This window comes from Synechococcus sp. CS-197 (genome assembly GCF_025128215.1).
In the GTDB taxonomy this organism is placed as follows: domain Bacteria; phylum Cyanobacteriota; class Cyanobacteriia; order PCC-6307; family Cyanobiaceae; genus Synechococcus_C.
Map to the genome: position 1 here is coordinate 154,252 of NZ_JAHLZC010000020.1, position 17,166 is coordinate 171,417.

The window sequence follows — 17,166 nt, forward strand, 5'->3', positions numbered from 1 at the left end:
AAGCACTGGCAGGTGATCAGCGGTTCCTCCCTCACACCAGAACTCCTGCAGGCCATGTATGGCGAGCAGGCCAAGCTGTGCACGTCCCCCAACGAGCAGCTCACCCTGGTGTTCAGTCAGCACCGGGCTTTCGATTTGGTGGAGCTGGAACAGCTGCTGGAGGCGGTGGGTTGGAGCCGTCGCCCGGTGCGCAGAGTTCGCAAGGCCCTGGATCACAGCCTTCTGCGGGTTGGTCTTTGGCGGCATGACGCGCGCATCCCCCGGTTGGTTGGTTTTGCGCGCTGCACCGGCGATGGGGTGCTCGAGGCCACGATCTGGGATGTGGCCGTGCATCCCCTCTATCAGGGGGCAGGTCTCGGCAAGCAACTCATGGATTACATCCTTGATTGTTTGCGCGCTTTAGGGACTGAGCGCGCCACTTTGTTCGCTGATCCCGGGGTTTTGCCGTTTTACCAACGGCTGGGGTGGGACCTGGAGCCCGGCGGCCATCGTTGCGGCTTCTGGTACGCCAACTAAGACGCGTAGTACTCGCGGGCCAGTGTTTCCAGGGCCACACCCTGCTTCCATCGGCGCTTGAGCTTGAAGTTCTGCAAGCTGCGCTGAAGCACACCGCAACGGTCCCAGCGACGCCCGTCGGTGGTCAAAGGGAGTCTCAGAGGGCGAAGGGTGCTGACGGCACTCAGTCGTTCCACAAGGTCGAGGTCTTCCATCAACGGGACAGGCGCGAATCCCCCGCAGCTCTCATAAAGAGTCTGGTGAATGAGAAGTCCCTGGTCTCCGTAAGGCCTTTGCAGCCATCGGCTGCGCAGGGCGACCGCCTGGGCCAGCAAATGCCGCATCGGGGTTCCAGGGTGGATGTGGAGATCGAAATACCAGGCGGATGCTGCTGCCTGCGGTGCGAGAAGAATCGAGCGGATGCGTTCGGCCCAGGTCTTCGGCAGCCGACTGTCGGCATGGAGAAACAGCAACCAGCGTCCGGACGCCCGCCGGGCGCCTGCCGCAAGCTGACGCCCTCGACCGGCAGGCTCAACGGTGATCACATGGGCTCCGCTAAGCCTGGCGATGACTGGGCTGCCATCGATGCTGCCCCCATCGGCGATCACCAGTTCGTGATCGTGGCTTCCGAGCTGAAGATCTGCCAGCAACAACGGCAATCGCTCACTCTCATTCAGGCAAGGAATCACCACACTCAGCGATGGGATCGCCAAGGTCATGCCAGCCAATCCTGCAGGTCGTCGACTGTATCGATGTCATTGCGCCAACTCAGCAGCTCAGGTGTGATCCCCCGATGCCGCGCCCTTTCAACGGTCAGCCTGCAGACCGCATCCGTTCCCCAGGGGATGGAGTGAAAGGCCCAGTGAGGATCCTCCTCTGCAGCGAGCCCCAGAAGCCAGTACCCCCCATCACGGGACGGTCCCAGCACCAAGGGAGAACACGTCAGTTTGTCGATGGCGATCAGAAGGTCCTGCTGATGAAGGTCGGGCAGATCGGTACCGATCAGGATCACCGGAGAGGCGGGTCGGCTGCTCCGCGCTCTGAGCACTTCGTGACAGAGGCGGTTGCCCAAGCCACCACGACTCTGGGCGTTGATGGACACGCCCGGTTGCGGAGCCAGCCAACGCCGACAAGCTTTTGGGCCCGCTCCGCTGACAGCGATTCGCGCCTCCAGTACCCCGCCCTGAGCAAGGCTCGCGGCCACGGCCAGCGTATGACTGATCAAACGGCTTTGAATCCTTGCGGCGGAATCATCCCCAAGGGTTTGGGCCAGTCGGCGCTTGCAGCGCCCGCTGGCAGGCCAGCGGGTCATCACGACCAGCGTGGGCAGGCCAGCGGCATCAACCTCAAGGCTCATTGCTGTCGAGGGAGTTCTTCGGGGGTGACGTTGAGCGTGAGGCGTTCGCCGTCTCTCTCCACCACGATTGGCATCGCCTCCCCGACGCGACCACGGTCGACAGCCAGCTGCACCTGTGATGGGTCCTTTACCTCAGTGCCGTTCACGTCGCGGATCAGATCGCAGGGCTTGATTCCCGCTTCCGCTGCGGGGCTGTTCTCCACAACTTCGATCACAAGCACGCCGTTGAGTTCAGGCACCTTGCACAGATCGATGGTGGCATTGATCTCTTTGGCAAGCTGAGGCGTGAGGCTTTGCAGCCTCACGCCGATAAAGGGATGGGACGCCTGCCCCGTGCTGATGATCTGCTGAGCGATCCTTTTGGCGAGATTGATCGGAATCGCGAAGCTCAATCCAGCACCTGGTGCCTGCCGGATGGCCGTGTTGATGCCGATCACCTGGCCTGAGGCATTGATCAGCGGACCACCGCTGTTGCCGGGATTCACGGCTGCATCGGTCTGGATGTAAGGGACCCGCTGTCCCTCACCCACTGCATTGGTGCGGTCCACCGCACTGATGATTCCTGCCGTCACCGTGTTGTTCAGTCCGAGGGGGTTGCCAATGGCAATTGCCCACTCTCCGGGCTTGAGGTCGTTGGAATTGCCCAATGGCGCCACGGGGAGTTTGTCGGCCACAACGCGCACCACTGCAACATCCGTCAGCGGATCTCCGCCGAGAACCCGCCCACTGAAACTGCGGCCATCGGGAAGGGTGACCGACACCTGATCAGCACCTTCCACCACGTGGGCGTTGGTGAAGATCAATCCGTCTGAGCGGGTGATGAAGCCGGATCCCTGCCCCGCCTGCTTCTGGATCGGTGCCCGGCCCCCGAACAGATTCCCAAGCGGGCTGGCGACCCGTTTGAGGGTGTCGATGCGGACCACAGCGGGGCCCACACGGTCCACCGCTTCCACGATCACGTTGTCTCCGGGTTTCAGCGGTGCTGAACGCGGCCCGTCACTCACCTCCGGGAGCGGTTCGGCCACAGGTTGCTTCTCAATGCCGATGCGCTGGCGCCAGGCCCCGTTGCAACTGCTGATGCCGAAGCTCAGAAGGCCAAGACTCAGCGCGGTCAGGAATGACGTGCGGGAACGCTTGATGGCGGAAGCCATGAAGAGAGGGTTGTGCTCAGTGCCTCATTAAAGGCGGATTGCCCGACCGGAGGTGCGTAGATTCAGCAGCGCAAAGCCGGAGGGGTGTGGAGCTGACGGGAAGTGAACTTTGGAGCAAGGTTCAGCAGACCCTTCAGAGCAACCTCAGCAAGCCCACGTTCGAGACCTGGATCAGGCCTGCGCAGTGCAGCGCCTTCACCGGCGGAACGCTGACCCTTCTGGCGCCCAACAGCTTCGCGTGCAACTGGCTGCGCAAGAACTACGCGGGCACGATCGCTGATGTTGCCGGAGAGATCCTCGGGCGTTCCGTGGTGGTGATGGTGGAGGCACGGGACGTGGAGCCCCGTGCCGAGGCCTCAACCCCACGGACGCCTGCAGAGCCTGCAGAGTCCGCGCCGCCGGCCCCCATGCCCGAGGCGGTGACGACAGCTCCAAAGCCCTTGCGCCGTCTCCCCGGCCTGAACATGCGCTACGTGTTCAACCGATTTGTGGTGGGGCCGAACAGCCGGATGGCCCATGCTGCGGCTCTGGCCGTGGCGGAGGCACCGGGTCGCGAATTCAATCCGCTGTTCATCTGCGGTGGTGTGGGCCTTGGCAAGACCCATCTGATGCAAGCCATCGGCCATTACAGGCTTGAAATCGATCCTGAGGCACGGGTTTTCTACGTTTCCACCGAAACCTTCACGAATGATCTGATCGTTGCGATCCGTCGAGACGGAATGCAGGCGTTCCGTGACCGCTATCGCGCTGCTGATTTGATTTTGGTCGATGACATTCAGTTCATTGAGGGCAAGGAATACACGCAGGAAGAGTTCTTTCACACCTTCAACGCGCTCCATGAAGCAGGCCGCCAGATTGTGATTGCCAGTGACCGCCCCCCCAGTCAAATTCCCAGGCTTCAAGAGCGTTTGATCTCGCGATTCTCCATGGGGTTGATTGCCGATATCCAGGCACCAGACCTGGAAACGCGCATGGCCATTCTGCAGAAGAAGGCAGAGCAGGAGCGTGTGGCATTGCCCAGAGACCTCATTCAGTACATCTCCGGACGGTTCACATCCAACATCCGCGAGCTGGAAGGTGCACTCACCAGGGCCGTCGCTTTTGCGTCCATTACCGGCATGCCGATGACGGTTGAATCGGTTGCTCCGATGCTTGATCCCAGTGGTCAGGGCGTGGAGGTGACCCCGCAACAGGTGATCGACAAAGTCTCTGAAGTGTTCGGAGTCAGTGTTGATGACATGCGCAGCAGCAGTCGCCGCCGGGCTGTCAGTCAGGCCCGGCAGGTGGGCATGTTTCTGATGCGACAAGGAACAGGGCTCAGCCTTCCCCGGATTGGTGACACCTTCGGGGGCAAAGATCACACCACGGTGATGTATGCCATCGAACAGATCGAAAAGAAACTATCGAGTGACCCGCAACTGGCCAGTCAGGTGCAGAAGGTGAAGGATCTTCTGCAAATTGATTCTCGCCGCAAGCGTTAGTGATCGAGACCGCGCCAACCGGCGAGATGGCGAGCGGCTTCCGACCGGGCCAGGCATCGCGCTGCCGGCAAGGCTGGCCCCAAGCGGGCGGAACTGAAAGGAGGCAGGGGCCTGGTGCGCAACCAATGTCCCCAACGGAACTCGTGGTATGGAATCAGGGGCTGTGGTTTGATCACTCCTTCTTTCTTCAGTTTCCAAACCAGGCTTCGGTAGGGATCATCCTGAAGGCCGAGCAAGCTATGGGGAAGTTCTGCAGCCGGTAGCGGCCCATGGCCACGACCGTCAAACAGGTAGAGCCAGCCCCGTGCTTGCAGAGCTTCAAGCGCTGCCTCCCTGGATTCACTGTCAAGCTCTGCAATCACATAGCCGAAGGAGGTGACGGATCGGTCCAGTTCGAGAAGAGCCCGCAGCCTGTGGTGGCGATCCACCATCCAGAGCTGCCCCAGGCGGTTGCGGACGAGCGGTACCGGTTTGCCGCGGAGATAACGGCGTCTGTCTTTTGCGCTTTCGCTCTGGAAATCCTGCTGTCTGCTCCACACTTCGGACAGCCCGACGCACATCTGTGTGGGCTGGAGATCATTAACCCTTACCTCGAAGAGTTCGTGGTCGCTGCCGTGATCAGGAATGGAGTCGTATTGAGAACGTTGCAGCACTCCTCCTCCTGTCGCTAAAGCAGCTTATTCGCAGGATTGGCTTAGTTGGCGTTGAGGATATCGAGCTGCACAACGCCCACCACTTGTGGAATCGGATTGGGCCCAAAAGGAATCGCTGCCAGCGTGAAGGTATAGAGGTCTGCTGGAGGGTTGGTTCCCGCCTTGAAGGCAACGGTCACTGTGTTGCCTGGGGAAACAGGTTCTTCGAATTGAACGTTGATGCTGCGAGCCTGATTGCTGAACTCGGCAATAGCGGGAATGGTTCGGCCCTCTCGCCGCGGCGTGCCAATGAACGCTTTCACAGGGACAGCCCCGTACGAAAAGGCAGGCTGAACGCCCCGGATTTGTTCAAGACTGATGCCGCCAAGTCCAGCGTCGGCTCCTTGGGGAAACTCAAGAACCACGTAGTAGATCGCACGGCCCTCAAAGGCGTACCACTGGTAGTTCACCAGTCGGGCTTTGGTCGGCACTGCCACGAAGCTGGTCTGGCCATTCACCTCTAACGTTCGCGCGGGCAGCGGCGCCAGCATCAGCGAGGTCGCCAGAACGGAGGGGATCAGTCGCATCGATGATCAGCGCTCGTTTCGCCTGAGATGGGGGGCGAACAGCACTTCGGTGGGGCTGGAGCTGCCCTGCCAGTCTCCAAGTTCTCGCATGAGAGCGAGGCAGTCGTCGCGCTTTCCTTCCTTCGCGAGTTCTTTGAGTCGCTGCTTCATGTCGTCTTTGGTGACAATCATGACCAGTTCGCGGCGCTGATCAGCCTGCAGAGGAAAGTTGTCCGGTGGCTGGACCCTGCGAAAACGCTTCGAGCTCATGGTGGCTAGGGCAGATATGAAACAACCCTGACTGGGTCTTACTCAGACCATAATCAAGCCTTTACGTGAATGCCGTATTCCGGCGCACATCCCATTGTTTGGATCGAAGCGGCCGCCTCATCAGAATGATTGAGTTCAGGGTGGGCTGATGGACCAAGCTTTTGATCTCGTGGTGATCGGCGCCGGCTCCGGTGGTCTCGCTGCCGCCAAACGGGCCTCGGCCCATGGTGCGCGTGTCGCGCTTGTCGAAGGCGACAAGGTTGGCGGGACTTGCGTGATCCGTGGGTGTGTGCCGAAGAAATTGCTTGTCTACGGCTCTCAGGTATCAGAACATCTGGCCGATGCACCGAGCTATGGCGTCGATGTCCCTGCGGCGACGATCAACACCGCTGTGCTTCTGCAGGCAGTGCGGGCTGAGGTGGATCGCCTGAATGCTCTGCACATCAGCCTCCTCGAGAAAGCGGGCGTCACCCTGGTCCGCGGCTGGGGTCGTTTTGACGATGATCACCGCATTGCGGTGTCCTCCAAACCCGGAGGTGATGTCGAGCACTTTCTGAAGGCCGACCGCGTACTCATCGCTGTGGGAGGACGTCCCCATCGCCCCTCGATCCCAGGTGCAGAGCTGGGCTGGGTGAGTGACGACATGTTCTTGCTGGAACGCTTCCCTGAGCATGTTGTGGTGGTGGGTGCCGGCTTCATCGCTTGCGAGTTCGCCTGCATCCTCCGGGGACTCGGCATTGCCGTGACCCAGCTGGTGCGGCGCGATGGTGTCCTGCGTGGTTTCGATCGGGAACTCGCGGCCGCTGTGCAGGAGGGCATGGTGGAGAAGGGTGTGGACCTGCGTTGTTCCACGAGTCCTGCTGCCATCGAGGGCTCGCCCGGCGATCTGGTTGTTGTGACGGATCAAGGAGAGCGAATCCCCGCCGGAGGAGTGCTGCTGGCGACTGGGCGGCAGCCTTTCCTGCAGGGATTGAATCTTGAAGCCGCAGGTCTCTCAAGTGAGGACAGGAAGCTTGCGGTGGACGCTGACCAGCGCACCACTGTTCCTCATATCTTCGCGGTGGGAGATGTGACCGATCGCATCTGCCTCACCCCGGTGGCCGTGGATGAGGGCCGAGCGTTTGCCGACACCGAATTTGGCGGCCGGCCGCGCCAGGTGAATCACGACCTTGTTGCGAGTGCTGTGTTCAGTCAGCCCGAGCTGGCCACTGTCGGCCTTTCTGAAGAAGCCGCGATCAGCCGATTGGGCGCCGATGCCGTGGTGATCCACAGGGCACGGTTCCGCTCCATGGCCCAGGCACTGCCCAAGCGTGGTCCGCGCACCCTGCTCAAGCTGGTCGTTGAGGCGCGCACCGACAAGGTGCTGGGCTGTCACATGGTGGGAGAGCACGCCGCTGAAGTCGTTCAGATGGCAGCGATTGCCGTTGGGATGGGTGCCACCAAAGCCGACTTTGATCGCACCATGGCTCTCCATCCCACCGTGTCAGAGGAATTCGTCACCATGGCCTGATCCTTGGGCCAAGCGCTGTCAAGGTTCAGCGCCACTGCGGGGCTTAAGAAGACCCACTAATTTGCGCGCAGTTCGTTGGATCGAGCAGTGCTGACACTTGAGGCTCTGCGTCGTGGAGGGGTGCTGATCGTGCCCCTGATGCTGGTCTCCATCGCTGTTGTTTCGATTGGGGTGGAGCGTCTTCGCTTCTGGTGGCAATGGGGCCGCGGCGATTGTGTCAGCCCTGAACTTGCTCTGCCTGAACTGGATCAACTCAAGCCATCGCAAGCGTCACTGCGTCAGCAGTTGCTTCAGGAGCGCCTCGAGCGCCAGCTTTGCCGATGGGATGGAATTCTTGAACTTTGCATGGTTCTCGGGCCTCTTCTGGGGTTGTTGGCCACCGTGATCGGCTTGATGCAGTTGCTGCAAGCGCTCGGCCCCGGACTCACCCTGCCGTCGCAGGGGGGAGACCTGATCGCCGGCTATGGCCAGGTGCTCATCGGCACGGTTCTTGGTCTTTCCATTGCGGCTTTGGCCCTCTTGGTGCAACGCCTGAACCGCCTTCGCGCCCAAGTGGTTCTGGATGCCTTTTCCGATCATTGTCTGGAGCGCCGTTCCGGCCAGATCTGATGCCCCTCGTTCTTTCGTTCAGCGTTGTTGTGTTGACGCTAACGACGTTCCTCGCATCCGTTCCGTTACTCGTGGAGCAACCCTCCACATCGAGGCCAAGCGAGTGGTCTGGGACCACTGCACCGACGCGTTGGTTGGTGGTCCGATCCCTTGGAGGCAGTTGGTACCTCAATGGACAACCCATGTCAGCTGCCGTGCTCAGTCGGCAGCTTGATCAGCGTGACGACCGGCCGGATGAGCTTGTGCTGCTTCCCTCCAGCGCCTTGCCCGCAGCGGCCGTTGCCGCCGACCTTGCCTGGCTCAGGCGCCAGTCATCGATCCCGGTCCGTTTGCAGGGTGGTGCGGAGGTGATGACCCCATGACCCTTCCTCTTGCTCAGCGTCGCGCTCTCGGCTACTCGGTGGCCTCTCTTTGCCTCACCCTTGGGGCGACAGCCATGCTGTTGCTCCCCCAGTGGCAGCAACAGCGGCCGGCGAGCGACGGTGTGATCGTGATCCATCTCGCTGCCGATGGTGGTCTGCGTCTTTGGAATCAACCGATTGAGCGATCGATGATCCCGGCACTGCTCGCTCGCCTCAATCGTCTTGATCCGGACACGCGCATCCGCGTGTCCCTGGCTCCTCAGGTTCCCTGGGGAGTGGTGCAGGACCTGATTCCGTTCTTCGATTCCAGCTCTCTCGATGTGGATCTTCAACTCCCTGCGGCGGCGCGCTCCTGAGACCCTCTCTTTGGTGGCCCTGCCGGTGGCGATCGCAATAGCCGGACATGCTGCTGTGATTGGAACCAGCACCGTGCTGGCGACTCGGACGTCGGAGAACCCCACGCCTCCCAGAGTTGTGGACAATTCCCGTGAGTTGGTGCGCTTGAGCCGGCGCGTGGCCCAGAGCCGCTCCTTGGCCGCGGTTGGCCTGAATCTGAGCGACACCTTGCCGCCGCCACCTGCTCCCACTCTTCTCGATGACCCGTCCAAGGGGACGAAGGATCCAGATTGCTCAATCGACAACGATGCCGATCGGGCCGAGAAGCCGAATCGCCCCGATGGGCAAGAAGAGGCCGAAGGCTCTAGCCGAGTGGCGTTGTTACCACCCCTGGAGATTGAGCGAATTAGCTCCTTGTGGGAGACAGCAGATCCCGTGGAGACCTGGCCTGAGGCGTTGGGTGCGTTTCCCGAAGACTCCGAGGTGCGGGAGGTGCCGCTGAAGGCCTTTCGCCCTCGCACCACGAAGCAGTTGAACGCGCTTGTGATCACATCGGCAGACACGCAGTTCCTGCTTCGCGCCAGGGATGAGTCCGTCTGGATCGTCCGCCGTTCGTTAATTGAGTAGCAATTCCTACTTGAGAATGGTATTAAGACCCGTAAGAATGGCGGTTAAGAGATTGTTAACGATGGATGCCGTTATTCGTTCTGGTGTTTCTGGCGTCGTTTGCAGGTGTCACCACCGTGAACGGCGGGGATGGTTGTGAGGCCACGGCCCATTATTTGGGAAGTTTTGACCCGGATCGCCAAAGGGTGAGCCTCTGCTCTGATGCTGCGATGCAAGGGCAGCGATCCCTTGGCGAAGTGGCCCGTCATGAGTTTTTTCATGCCATTCAGCACCGTTTTGGTTACGGAGGCCAGGGGTTTCTGCCTGATGCTTTGCTGACGCCACTGGTGCGCCACGGCATGGACGATCGAGAAGTGATGACCGTGCTCAGCCTCTATCCGGAAGACGAAGTGAACGGGGAGCTGGAAGCACGGCTGGCCTCAAGGATCATTCCCAACGCGCTGATCGCCGGAGGCTTAATCAGTGGTGCGCTGATTCATGACGACAACGCCAGTGGACCCATTGGCAAGATTCGGGCATTTCTGCTGCCCCGTTAGCCATCGAAGCGTTGCTTGAGGGCTTCGCTCATGCGTAGGGCTAAGGCGATGGTGGTGAGCCCCGGGCCGACGCTTGGGCAACTCGGGAACACGCTGGAATCAGCGATGTAAAGGTTGTCGAGCTCGTGGGAACGGCCATCGCCATCGACCACTGATGCAGCGGGATCGTCGCCCATGCGGCAGGTGCCGCAGGCGTACCCCACCACACTCAATGGCGCTTCACCGCGGGGGTGTGTCGGCGCTTTGGTCACCACTTTGGTGATGGGATCCGCTTCGACGGCCGTCAAGGTGTCGATCCAGCGGTAAACAAGGCGGTCATGCGCCTCCCGATTGTTGTGCAGGTAATTGATGCGAATCTGATCATTGTTCAGCCACACTTTGTTGTGGGGGTCGGGAAGCACTTCCGTCATCGCCCACCAGGCCACTGAGCGGGAGGCCAGCCGTTCCAAGCCGAAATCAGGGATCAACTTGCTGACAAGGGACAGCACCGGTGGTGATTCGGCAAACAGGGCATCCTGCAGAACACCTCCGGCAGCCTGGATGTGACCGAGGGGGAAGCTCACATTTTTGTCACCCCAGTAGTAGTCATTCACGCCAAGCGAACGGGCATAACGACCGTTATTGCGTTCAGCTGCCAGTTGGAGAATCGAGGTGAGCTGAAGATTCATCAGATTCCGACCCACCTGATCGGACCCGTTGCTGAGGCCGCGGGGGTGCTTTTCACTGCTGGAGCGCAGCAGGATGGCTGCTGTGTTGATCGCTCCCGCCGCGAGCACAACAACATCCGCTGAGAACAACCAGGTTTCACCGTCCACGTCGGCTTCCACAGCTTTGACCTCGCGGCCGCTTGGGTTCACATGGAGCCGCATTACCCGGGCCATCGATCGCACCTCGAGCTTTTCGGAATCGGCGTTGTCAAGTCCGTACAGCTGGGCGTCACCGCTGGGGTCTTCCTGACTGCTCGACCAGCTCAAGGGCAGGTCGTAGGGCTGACAGCCTTGGCGCTTGAGCCCTTCCCGCAAGGGCTCAAGAAAGGGCATCAACGGTTTTGGTGCGTGGCCGAAGTCACCGTTGCGGGCCGGTTCGGTGGGGTCCACGCCCGATTTGCCGTGCACTTGATAAAGGTGTTCGGCCTGGTCATAAAAGGGGGCCAGGTGCTGGTAGTTGAAGGGCCAGCGTGGGGAAATACCGTTCTGAAGAGGGAGATCGTCGAAGTCCTTCTCGCGCATGCGTTCGAGAACGGCCCCCCAAATCTTGGTGTTGCCCCCTAAGGCATAGGTGGTTTGTGGGGCGATCGGATCACCATCCGGTCCGAACCAGCGTTCGTTGCGTGGGTGATAACGATCCTTGCGGAAGAGATCAACATCGGCCACGTTCTGGTCGCTGAGGGCCATGGCTCCGCCGCGTTCAAGCAGGAGCACCCGTCGGCCCTGTCGGCTCAGTGCCCCTGCCAGAGTTCCGCCCCCGGCGCCGCTGCCGATGACGATGATGTCGTAGTGGCGATCGTCGATGATCATGGCGGAAGTGTTGTATTGAAACCGTTTGATGCAGCGAAATCAGTTGGTGCGCTGCCACACGTAAATCAGCACAAAAAGGATAATCCAAATCACATCCACAAAGTGCCAGAACAGGCTCACCGCGGTGACGCCCATGTCTCCTTTCTCGTAGTTTCCCGGGCGGAAGGAGTGAAACAGCATCAACCCCATCAGGCCAATGCCTGTAATCACATGCAACCCATGGAATCCTGTTAGGAGGTAAAACGTTCCTCCAAAGACACCGCTGCCAAGGCCGAATTCCAGGCTTGACCATTCAACATATTGTCCATAAACAAAATAAGCGCCCATCAGCATGGTGATAAACCACACGATTCGGAAGCCCCAGAGGTTGCCTTTGTGGAGGTAGCGCTCGGCGAAATAGGCCACAAAGCTTGAGCTCACCAATACGATTGTGTTGATGAGCGGCATCCTCACTTCCAGGCCCTCAACGCCTGGAGGAAGCCATTCAGGGGATGTGATTTTAAACAGTGTAAATCCTGCAAAAAATGCCAGAAAGATGATGCTTTCCGAGCAAAGAAAAATCACAAACCCCGTAAGGTTGTGGCCGGAGTGTTTGATGTGTCCCGGCGTGTGATTGAGTTGTGAGGATGAATCCAAGCTGGTCATGGGTCAGGCCTCCTGGGCGCGTCGGATGTAAAACTCCTCATCGGCCACAAAGGGCTCATTCAGCCCGTAGCCATAGGGGTTGTTGAGAACGGTTGGAACATCGTCCTCGAAGTTCTCTGCCGGCGGTGGTGAGGGCAGAAGCCACTCCAAGCCGATGGCTCCCCATGGATTGGGGGACGCCTTGGGCCCCCGTGCCCAGGAGCTCACCATGTTGAGAATGAAGGGAATCGAGGCCACCCCCAGAAGAAACGCGCCAATACTGGCAAGAACGTTCCAAATGGCGAATTCGGGGTCGTAGGACGCCACCCGTCTGGGCATGCCAAGTAGTCCCGCCCAGTGCAGCGGGAGCCAGTTCAGCGTGCATCCGATGAAGGTGAGGGCAAAGTGAACCTTTCCCAGGCCTTCGTAGTACATATGACCAGTGAACTTCGGGAACCAGTGATAAACGGCGGCGAAGACACCTAGCACGATGGCATTGAAAATCACATAGTGAAAATGTGCCACCACGAAGTAAGTGTTCCCAACATGGATATCGATCGGCACGGTTCCCAGCATCACGCCGGTGATTCCAGCGAAAATGAAATTCAGCAAGCCACCCAAACAGAAAAGCATGGGTGTGGTTAAGCGAAGCTTCCCTCCCCAGAGTGTGGCCACCCATGCGAACACTTTGACCCCCGTTGGCACAGCAATGGTCATGGTGGTGAACATGAAGAGGATGCGCATCCAGTTCGGGGTGCCTGTGTAGAACATGTGGTGAACCCACACGATCAGCGACAGAAACACAATTCCGAACGAGGCCAGAGCCACAAACTTGTAGCCGAACAGCGGTTTGCGCGCGTAGCAGGTGAAAACTTCGGAGAAAATGCCGAACACCGGCAGCACCATCACATACACCGCAGGGTGTGAGTAGAACCAGAAAAAGTGTTGGTAAAGAACAGGATCGCCGCCGCCTTCAGGTCGGAAGAAACTGGTTCCAAAACTCAGATCGAACAGCAACATGATGGCGCCACCCGTCAGTGCTGGAAGGCCGATCAGCTGTATCGTCTGGGCTCCCCAGGCTGTCCAGCAATACAGGGGCATCTTAAAAAAGCCCATGCCTGGGGCCCGCATTCTGATGATTGTGGTGACGAAATTGATGGCGCCGAAGATGGACGACACGCCAGAGAGTGCCACGGCAAGCAGCCAGAGCTGTTCCCCATTCACGAAGTGATTGAGGGGGTTCTGGATGCTGATCGGCGGGTAGGACCACCAGCCAGACTGCGCCGGTCCACCCGGAATGAAAAAGCTTCCCATCAGCAGCAGAGCAAACACTGGTACGAGCCAGAACGCTGCTGCATTGAGCCTGGGAAAGGCCATGTCGGGCGCACCGATCATGGTGGGAATCAACAGATTGTTGAGACCATTCAGAACCGGGAAAAGAAAGAGGAACAGCATCACTGTTCCGTGCATTGTGTAGAGACCGTTGTAGACGCTGGGATCAACAAGATCAGCTGGTGGAGTGATCAGTTCACCCCGCATCACCATGGCCAGGAGCCCACCCACAAGCAGAAAAAGCAACGAGGTGGCGATGTATTGAATGCCAATCACCTTGGCGTCGGTGTTGAAGCTGAAAAAGCGCTTCCAGTTGTCTGGGGCCCCGGGCACGGGATGGGGCGCTTTGAGGATGCGTGGATCGAAATTGGTGGATGTCATGAATATCAGGCGTCGTGGGGGATCGAAGCGTCACCGGGGTCATTCACCATCGGTGGTGGTGCCGGAGGGACGGTCGCCCATCCTTTGTTCCCGTTGGCCAGTCGTTTGGCGTAGAGCTCATTGCCAGGGCTAAGACCAGGTTGCAGTGGTTGTTTCGCTGTTGCCGCCAGCCATTGGTTGTAGGAGTCTTCTGACTCAACGATCACGTCTGTTTGATTCTGAGAGAAGTAAGCGCCACTAAACATGGCGTCCCTGAGTCGGAATCGTCCCTGTTTTGTGGGTGTGAGGCTGTAGGAAATCACACTGCCTGGAATGATGTCTTGCTTCAGTCGAAATGCTGGAACGTAAAAACTGTGATTCACATCTTCGCTGATCAATCGAAAATTAACGCGTTGATCAACGGGCAGGTGAAGTTCGGAACTCCTCGTTCCATCGGGGTAGATGAACTCCCAGCTCCATTGCCTTGAAATCACATCGATTGGCCCCACCGTTGCGCGTGGATCCACCTCGGCAACGGCCACAGGGTCAGTGCCGATGGCGTACTTGTGCTTAGGGCCAAGGGCATCGAGCTTGTCATTCACCTGCATGGAATAGATCGCAATCGCGAATACGATCACGGTTGGAATGATTGTCCAGGTGATCTCGAGTCGGTTATTACCTTCAATCGGCTCGCCGTAACTTTCGTCGTACTTGGGCGCCCGATTGAACAGGAGCGTCCAGGCAATCACGGCGGTGAGGCCGAACCAGAGAAAGGAGCCAATGGCCGTTTCCAAGGCGAACAGATCATCCACATAGGGCGCGGCGCTGGAGGCCTGGGGCGGGAACCAGCTGTAGGACCACTGGGCCATCTGCGCTGCCAGCGCCGTGTTGAGAGCGACCCCGATGGAAATGATCAGGATGGCCTTGATGTTCGGGCCTTTCCGATCCGTTGATGTGGTCATGGGAGCACCTCCTTGAGATCAGCGCCTGCGGCGATCAGTTGGTCGGCTGTGATGTGCACACCAAATTCGCTGGCAAGCCAGGCCCCGAGACTTCCGTGCACGCCCATCACAACCAGAATGAAAGCTCCGCTCGCGAGGTAGAGCCAGGTCACCTGGCGGCCGAGATCTTTTCTCCATACAAAACGCTGGTACCCACGCCAGATCGTCATGGCCACGATGATCAGCAGCAAGGCGACGCCGCCAATCGCATGCCAGAGCATGGTGTCGATGGCGTTCTGACCGATCACACTGCGAATTCCTGGAAGAGGAACCGCCAGGAGCATCTCGTAGAAGCCTGCAGCCACCGTGAAAAAGGTGATCACACTGCAGGCCAAAACGTTGTACCAGCCCACATCGTGAAAGCCTGTGCGGGTAACAGGAAGGGCGAGAAAACGGAAAATCCTTTTCTCTAGTGGATAGAAGGCCCCTGCAAAATCAAAGGCGATGCCAATGGCAAACAGCCCAATCGTGAAGTGCACAAGATTGGGGTGAATCGGAATGGCGTAGGGAAGATCGTTGGCGCCGAGTTGCTCAACGATGTCGTTGATCGGTGAGGGGATGGCGATCAACGTCTGCATGGTGGGGAGGCTCATGAGACGGCTCCACTGCGAATTGCTTCGACAACAGGCACGGTGTGAAGCCCGTAAACCCAAACGAGCTTGTCGCCGAGATACACCTGGCAGAACACCAGGGTGGCCAGCACTCCATCAATCACGAGGAATCCCGAGGGCAGTGCTGTGGGATCCTTCTGCCGCACCACATAGCGCCAACCCGTGAGCAGGCCGAGCACACCAGCCAGCGACCAGCCGATTGTGCTGTGGTAGTTGAGAATGTCTCTGGAAGCCCCGTAGGGCATCGCCAGGCCTGCTTCAATTTGGCCGAAGATGATGGCGACAAAAATGGCCACGGTGGCCACAACAAGATTCCAGAAACTCACCTCGAAGAGGTTGCGGCGACGTGTCACGACACCCAAAACGTCGAACACAACAGTGATCAACGCCATGGCGATCACGAAGTGAACAACAATTGGATGAATGACATCCAACCAGGGCAGGTTCTTATCGTTGAGTGGTGGAAGCAATTCGAGCATCGGCAAGCGGAGCGACGCTCTTTAAGGATGAACAGCTTTCCCACAGCGGTCACCCTTTCGTGAACGAATGCACCATTCCGTGTGGGGATGCCGACTTGGGCGAGGTGTTGCCGATCACCTCACGGGCAAGTTGTTTTGTTTTTGTTTGCGTTTGAGTTGTCGCCAGTACACCCCTGCCTGAACGCTGATCATGACAATCACTGCAGGCAGAACCAGGCAGAGCATCACGATCCTGAACTCGTCCTGCCATGTGGGCAAGGTGCGTGGCAGCACCTGGTCGACCACATAGAAGACGTACAGCGTCACCAGGATCCCGCCTTCGAGGCGGGTGATCTGGCCGCGGGTCCAGAAAATCGGCAGGCAGGCCAGGGCGGCTAACACCATCACCGGCAGATCCCGCGCAATCAGCATTGGGCTCACCTGCAGACCGGCCCCACCAGCGGCTGCCACGGCGCTGGCCCCCAGCACCAGCAGCTGATTGAGCAGATTGCTTCCCACCACATTGCCGATCGCCAGATCCGTTCTGCCCTTCACGGCGGCCACTAAAGAGGTGATCAGTTCCGGCATGGAGGTGCCTGCCGACACGATTGTCAGACCGATCACGGCCTGACTCACACCCAAAAACGTGGCGGCTGCGCTGGCTCCATGCACCAGCACGCGCGATCCAACGCCCAGGAGGACGATTCCGACCACAAGCAGACCGATGGCACGGGCAACGCCACGTTTGCCTTGATCAGGATTCACCTCCGGTTCAGCTTCTTCCACACCTTCGGGTTCTTCCCGAGCCGTGCGGATTTCCCACACGGAATTGATCGCGAGGGCCAGAAGCAGAGCAATCCCCGCCTGCCAGGTCACCCGACCTGCCGAGGCCATTCCCCAAACCGCAGCTGAGACTGCGATCAAAAGGGGGACATCCCTGCGCACCAGACGGCTTTCCACCCGTAGAGGCATTACCAGGGCGCTGCTGCCCAGCACCACCATCACGTTGAAAATGTTGCTTCCCACAACGTTGCTCACCGCGAGCGCATCAAATCCCTGGGTGACGGAGCTCAAGCTCACGAACAATTCCGGAGCACTGGTGCCGAATGACACAACCGTGAGGCCAATCACCAGCTGGGGAATGCCGAAGATCAGCGACAGGGTCACCGCGCCCTGAACAAACAATTCTCCGCCACCAAAAAGCAGGGCGATTCCCACCAGAACTTCCAGACAGGAGAGCAGAAAGGGAGGCATCGCTACCAGAAGCCAGACCTCATTGTGCGCTTTCGACCGTCACGTGCTCCTCCTTCAACCCAGGGTCCGATTCCCGT

Annotated in this window: 21 protein-coding genes; 8 read left to right on the plus strand and 13 right to left on the minus strand. The window is 59.2% G+C overall.

Features of this window, described 5'->3' with window-relative positions:
• Positions 1 to 12 precede the first annotated feature (12 nt).
• Entirely contained in the window at positions 13 to 516 is a 504-nt protein-coding gene (locus tag KQ296_RS09750; protein WP_011932607.1) for a GNAT family N-acetyltransferase, read from the plus strand.
• Here KQ296_RS09750 and KQ296_RS09755 read toward each other — a convergent pair.
• The 3 genes from KQ296_RS09755 to KQ296_RS09765 are packed head-to-tail and all read right to left on the minus strand — an operon-like array spanning position 513 to position 3,003.
• Positions 513 to 1,214 (minus strand): TIGR04283 family arsenosugar biosynthesis glycosyltransferase, encoded by a 702-nt coding sequence (locus tag KQ296_RS09755; RefSeq protein WP_011932608.1) that lies wholly within the window; start codon positions 1,212 to 1,214, stop codon positions 513 to 515. The genes KQ296_RS09750 and KQ296_RS09755 overlap by 4 nt on opposite strands.
• Positions 1,211 to 1,852 (minus strand): TIGR04282 family arsenosugar biosynthesis glycosyltransferase, encoded by a 642-nt coding sequence (locus tag KQ296_RS09760; protein ID WP_011932609.1) that lies wholly within the window; start codon positions 1,850 to 1,852, stop codon positions 1,211 to 1,213. Before KQ296_RS09760 ends, KQ296_RS09755 begins: the two co-directional genes overlap by 4 nt.
• Positions 1,849 to 3,003 (minus strand): trypsin-like peptidase domain-containing protein, encoded by a 1,155-nt coding sequence (locus KQ296_RS09765; protein ID WP_011932610.1) that lies wholly within the window; start codon positions 3,001 to 3,003, stop codon positions 1,849 to 1,851. Before KQ296_RS09765 ends, KQ296_RS09760 begins: the two co-directional genes overlap by 4 nt.
• Positions 3,004 to 3,089: 86 nt before the next feature.
• Here KQ296_RS09765 and dnaA point away from each other — a divergent pair, with 86 nt between their 5' ends.
• Positions 3,090 to 4,484: a chromosomal replication initiator protein DnaA gene (dnaA, locus tag KQ296_RS09770; protein WP_011932611.1), complete on the plus strand. Its 1,395-nt coding sequence runs from the start codon at positions 3,090 to 3,092 to the stop codon at positions 4,482 to 4,484.
• On the opposite strand, the gene KQ296_RS09775 is transcribed toward dnaA, so the two are convergent.
• Genes KQ296_RS09775 through KQ296_RS09785 form a run of 3 tightly spaced genes read right to left on the minus strand, consistent with a single transcriptional unit; the run spans position 4,481 to position 5,952 of the window.
• A complete protein-coding gene (locus tag KQ296_RS09775) occupies positions 4,481 to 5,137 on the minus strand; it encodes a ParB-like protein (protein WP_050815872.1) in 657 nt (218 codons plus the stop codon). The two genes, dnaA and KQ296_RS09775, sit on opposite strands and share 4 nt — an antisense overlap.
• A gap of 41 nt (positions 5,138 to 5,178) precedes the next feature.
• Positions 5,179 to 5,703 (minus strand): DUF2808 domain-containing protein, encoded by a 525-nt coding sequence (locus tag KQ296_RS09780; protein ID WP_011932613.1) that lies wholly within the window; start codon positions 5,701 to 5,703, stop codon positions 5,179 to 5,181.
• Positions 5,704 to 5,709: 6 nt separating this feature from the next.
• Positions 5,710 to 5,952: a hypothetical protein gene (locus tag KQ296_RS09785; protein WP_011932614.1), complete on the minus strand. Its 243-nt coding sequence runs from the start codon at positions 5,950 to 5,952 to the stop codon at positions 5,710 to 5,712.
• Between the two features lie 148 nt (positions 5,953 to 6,100).
• On the opposite strand from KQ296_RS09785, the gene gorA reads away from it, so the two are divergent.
• The 6 genes from gorA (at position 6,101) to KQ296_RS09815 (ending at position 9,932) form a co-directional block, all read left to right on the plus strand.
• On the plus strand, positions 6,101 to 7,462 hold the full coding sequence (gene gorA / locus KQ296_RS09790; RefSeq protein ID WP_011932615.1) for a glutathione-disulfide reductase: 1,362 nt from the start codon (positions 6,101 to 6,103) through the stop codon (positions 7,460 to 7,462).
• Positions 7,463 to 7,549: 87 nt separating this feature from the next.
• Positions 7,550 to 8,071, plus strand: a complete 522-nt coding sequence (locus tag KQ296_RS09795) for a MotA/TolQ/ExbB proton channel family protein (RefSeq protein ID WP_011932616.1) — start codon at positions 7,550 to 7,552, stop codon at positions 8,069 to 8,071.
• Positions 8,071 to 8,433, plus strand: coding sequence for a hypothetical protein (locus tag KQ296_RS09800; protein ID WP_259726464.1), 363 nt, complete (start codon positions 8,071 to 8,073; stop codon positions 8,431 to 8,433). The genes KQ296_RS09795 and KQ296_RS09800 overlap by 1 nt, the downstream gene beginning before the upstream one ends.
• Complete coding sequence (locus KQ296_RS09805; RefSeq protein ID WP_011932618.1) at positions 8,430 to 8,789, plus strand: hypothetical protein; 360 nt, start codon at positions 8,430 to 8,432, stop codon at positions 8,787 to 8,789. Before KQ296_RS09800 ends, KQ296_RS09805 begins: the two co-directional genes overlap by 4 nt.
• Positions 8,752 to 9,396, plus strand: coding sequence for a hypothetical protein (locus KQ296_RS09810; RefSeq protein WP_011932619.1), 645 nt, complete (start codon positions 8,752 to 8,754; stop codon positions 9,394 to 9,396). Before KQ296_RS09805 ends, KQ296_RS09810 begins: the two co-directional genes overlap by 38 nt.
• A 65-nt stretch (positions 9,397 to 9,461) precedes the next feature.
• Positions 9,462 to 9,932: a hypothetical protein gene (locus tag KQ296_RS09815; protein WP_011932620.1), complete on the plus strand. Its 471-nt coding sequence runs from the start codon at positions 9,462 to 9,464 to the stop codon at positions 9,930 to 9,932.
• Here the strand turns inward: KQ296_RS09815 and KQ296_RS09820 are convergent.
• From KQ296_RS09820 to KQ296_RS09850, 7 genes are all read right to left on the minus strand, one after another.
• On the minus strand, positions 9,929 to 11,449 hold the full coding sequence (locus tag KQ296_RS09820) for a GMC oxidoreductase (protein ID WP_011932621.1): 1,521 nt from the start codon (positions 11,447 to 11,449) through the stop codon (positions 9,929 to 9,931). The genes KQ296_RS09815 and KQ296_RS09820 overlap by 4 nt on opposite strands.
• A gap of 39 nt (positions 11,450 to 11,488) precedes the next feature.
• The gene (locus tag KQ296_RS09825) at positions 11,489 to 12,094 is read right to left on the minus strand and encodes a heme-copper oxidase subunit III (protein WP_011932622.1); all 606 of its coding nucleotides are present in this window, start codon (positions 12,092 to 12,094) and stop codon (positions 11,489 to 11,491) included.
• A gap of 3 nt (positions 12,095 to 12,097) precedes the next feature.
• Complete coding sequence (locus KQ296_RS09830) at positions 12,098 to 13,786, minus strand: cbb3-type cytochrome c oxidase subunit I (protein WP_011932623.1); 1,689 nt, start codon at positions 13,784 to 13,786, stop codon at positions 12,098 to 12,100.
• 5 nt (positions 13,787 to 13,791) lie between these two features.
• Positions 13,792 to 14,727, minus strand: coding sequence for a cytochrome c oxidase subunit II (locus KQ296_RS09835; RefSeq protein ID WP_011932624.1), 936 nt, complete (start codon positions 14,725 to 14,727; stop codon positions 13,792 to 13,794).
• Positions 14,724 to 15,344: a DUF2231 domain-containing protein gene (locus KQ296_RS09840; protein WP_041428777.1), complete on the minus strand. Its 621-nt coding sequence runs from the start codon at positions 15,342 to 15,344 to the stop codon at positions 14,724 to 14,726. Before KQ296_RS09840 ends, KQ296_RS09835 begins: the two co-directional genes overlap by 4 nt.
• 11 nt (positions 15,345 to 15,355) lie before the next feature.
• On the minus strand, positions 15,356 to 15,856 hold the full coding sequence (locus tag KQ296_RS09845) for a DUF2231 domain-containing protein (RefSeq protein ID WP_011932626.1): 501 nt from the start codon (positions 15,854 to 15,856) through the stop codon (positions 15,356 to 15,358).
• Positions 15,857 to 15,970: 114 nt separating this feature from the next.
• Positions 15,971 to 17,089 carry a calcium/sodium antiporter gene (locus KQ296_RS09850; protein ID WP_011932627.1) on the minus strand — a complete coding sequence of 373 codons (1,119 nt, stop codon included), beginning with the start codon at positions 17,087 to 17,089 and terminating at the stop codon, positions 15,971 to 15,973.
• Positions 17,090 to 17,166: the final 77 nt, after the last annotated feature.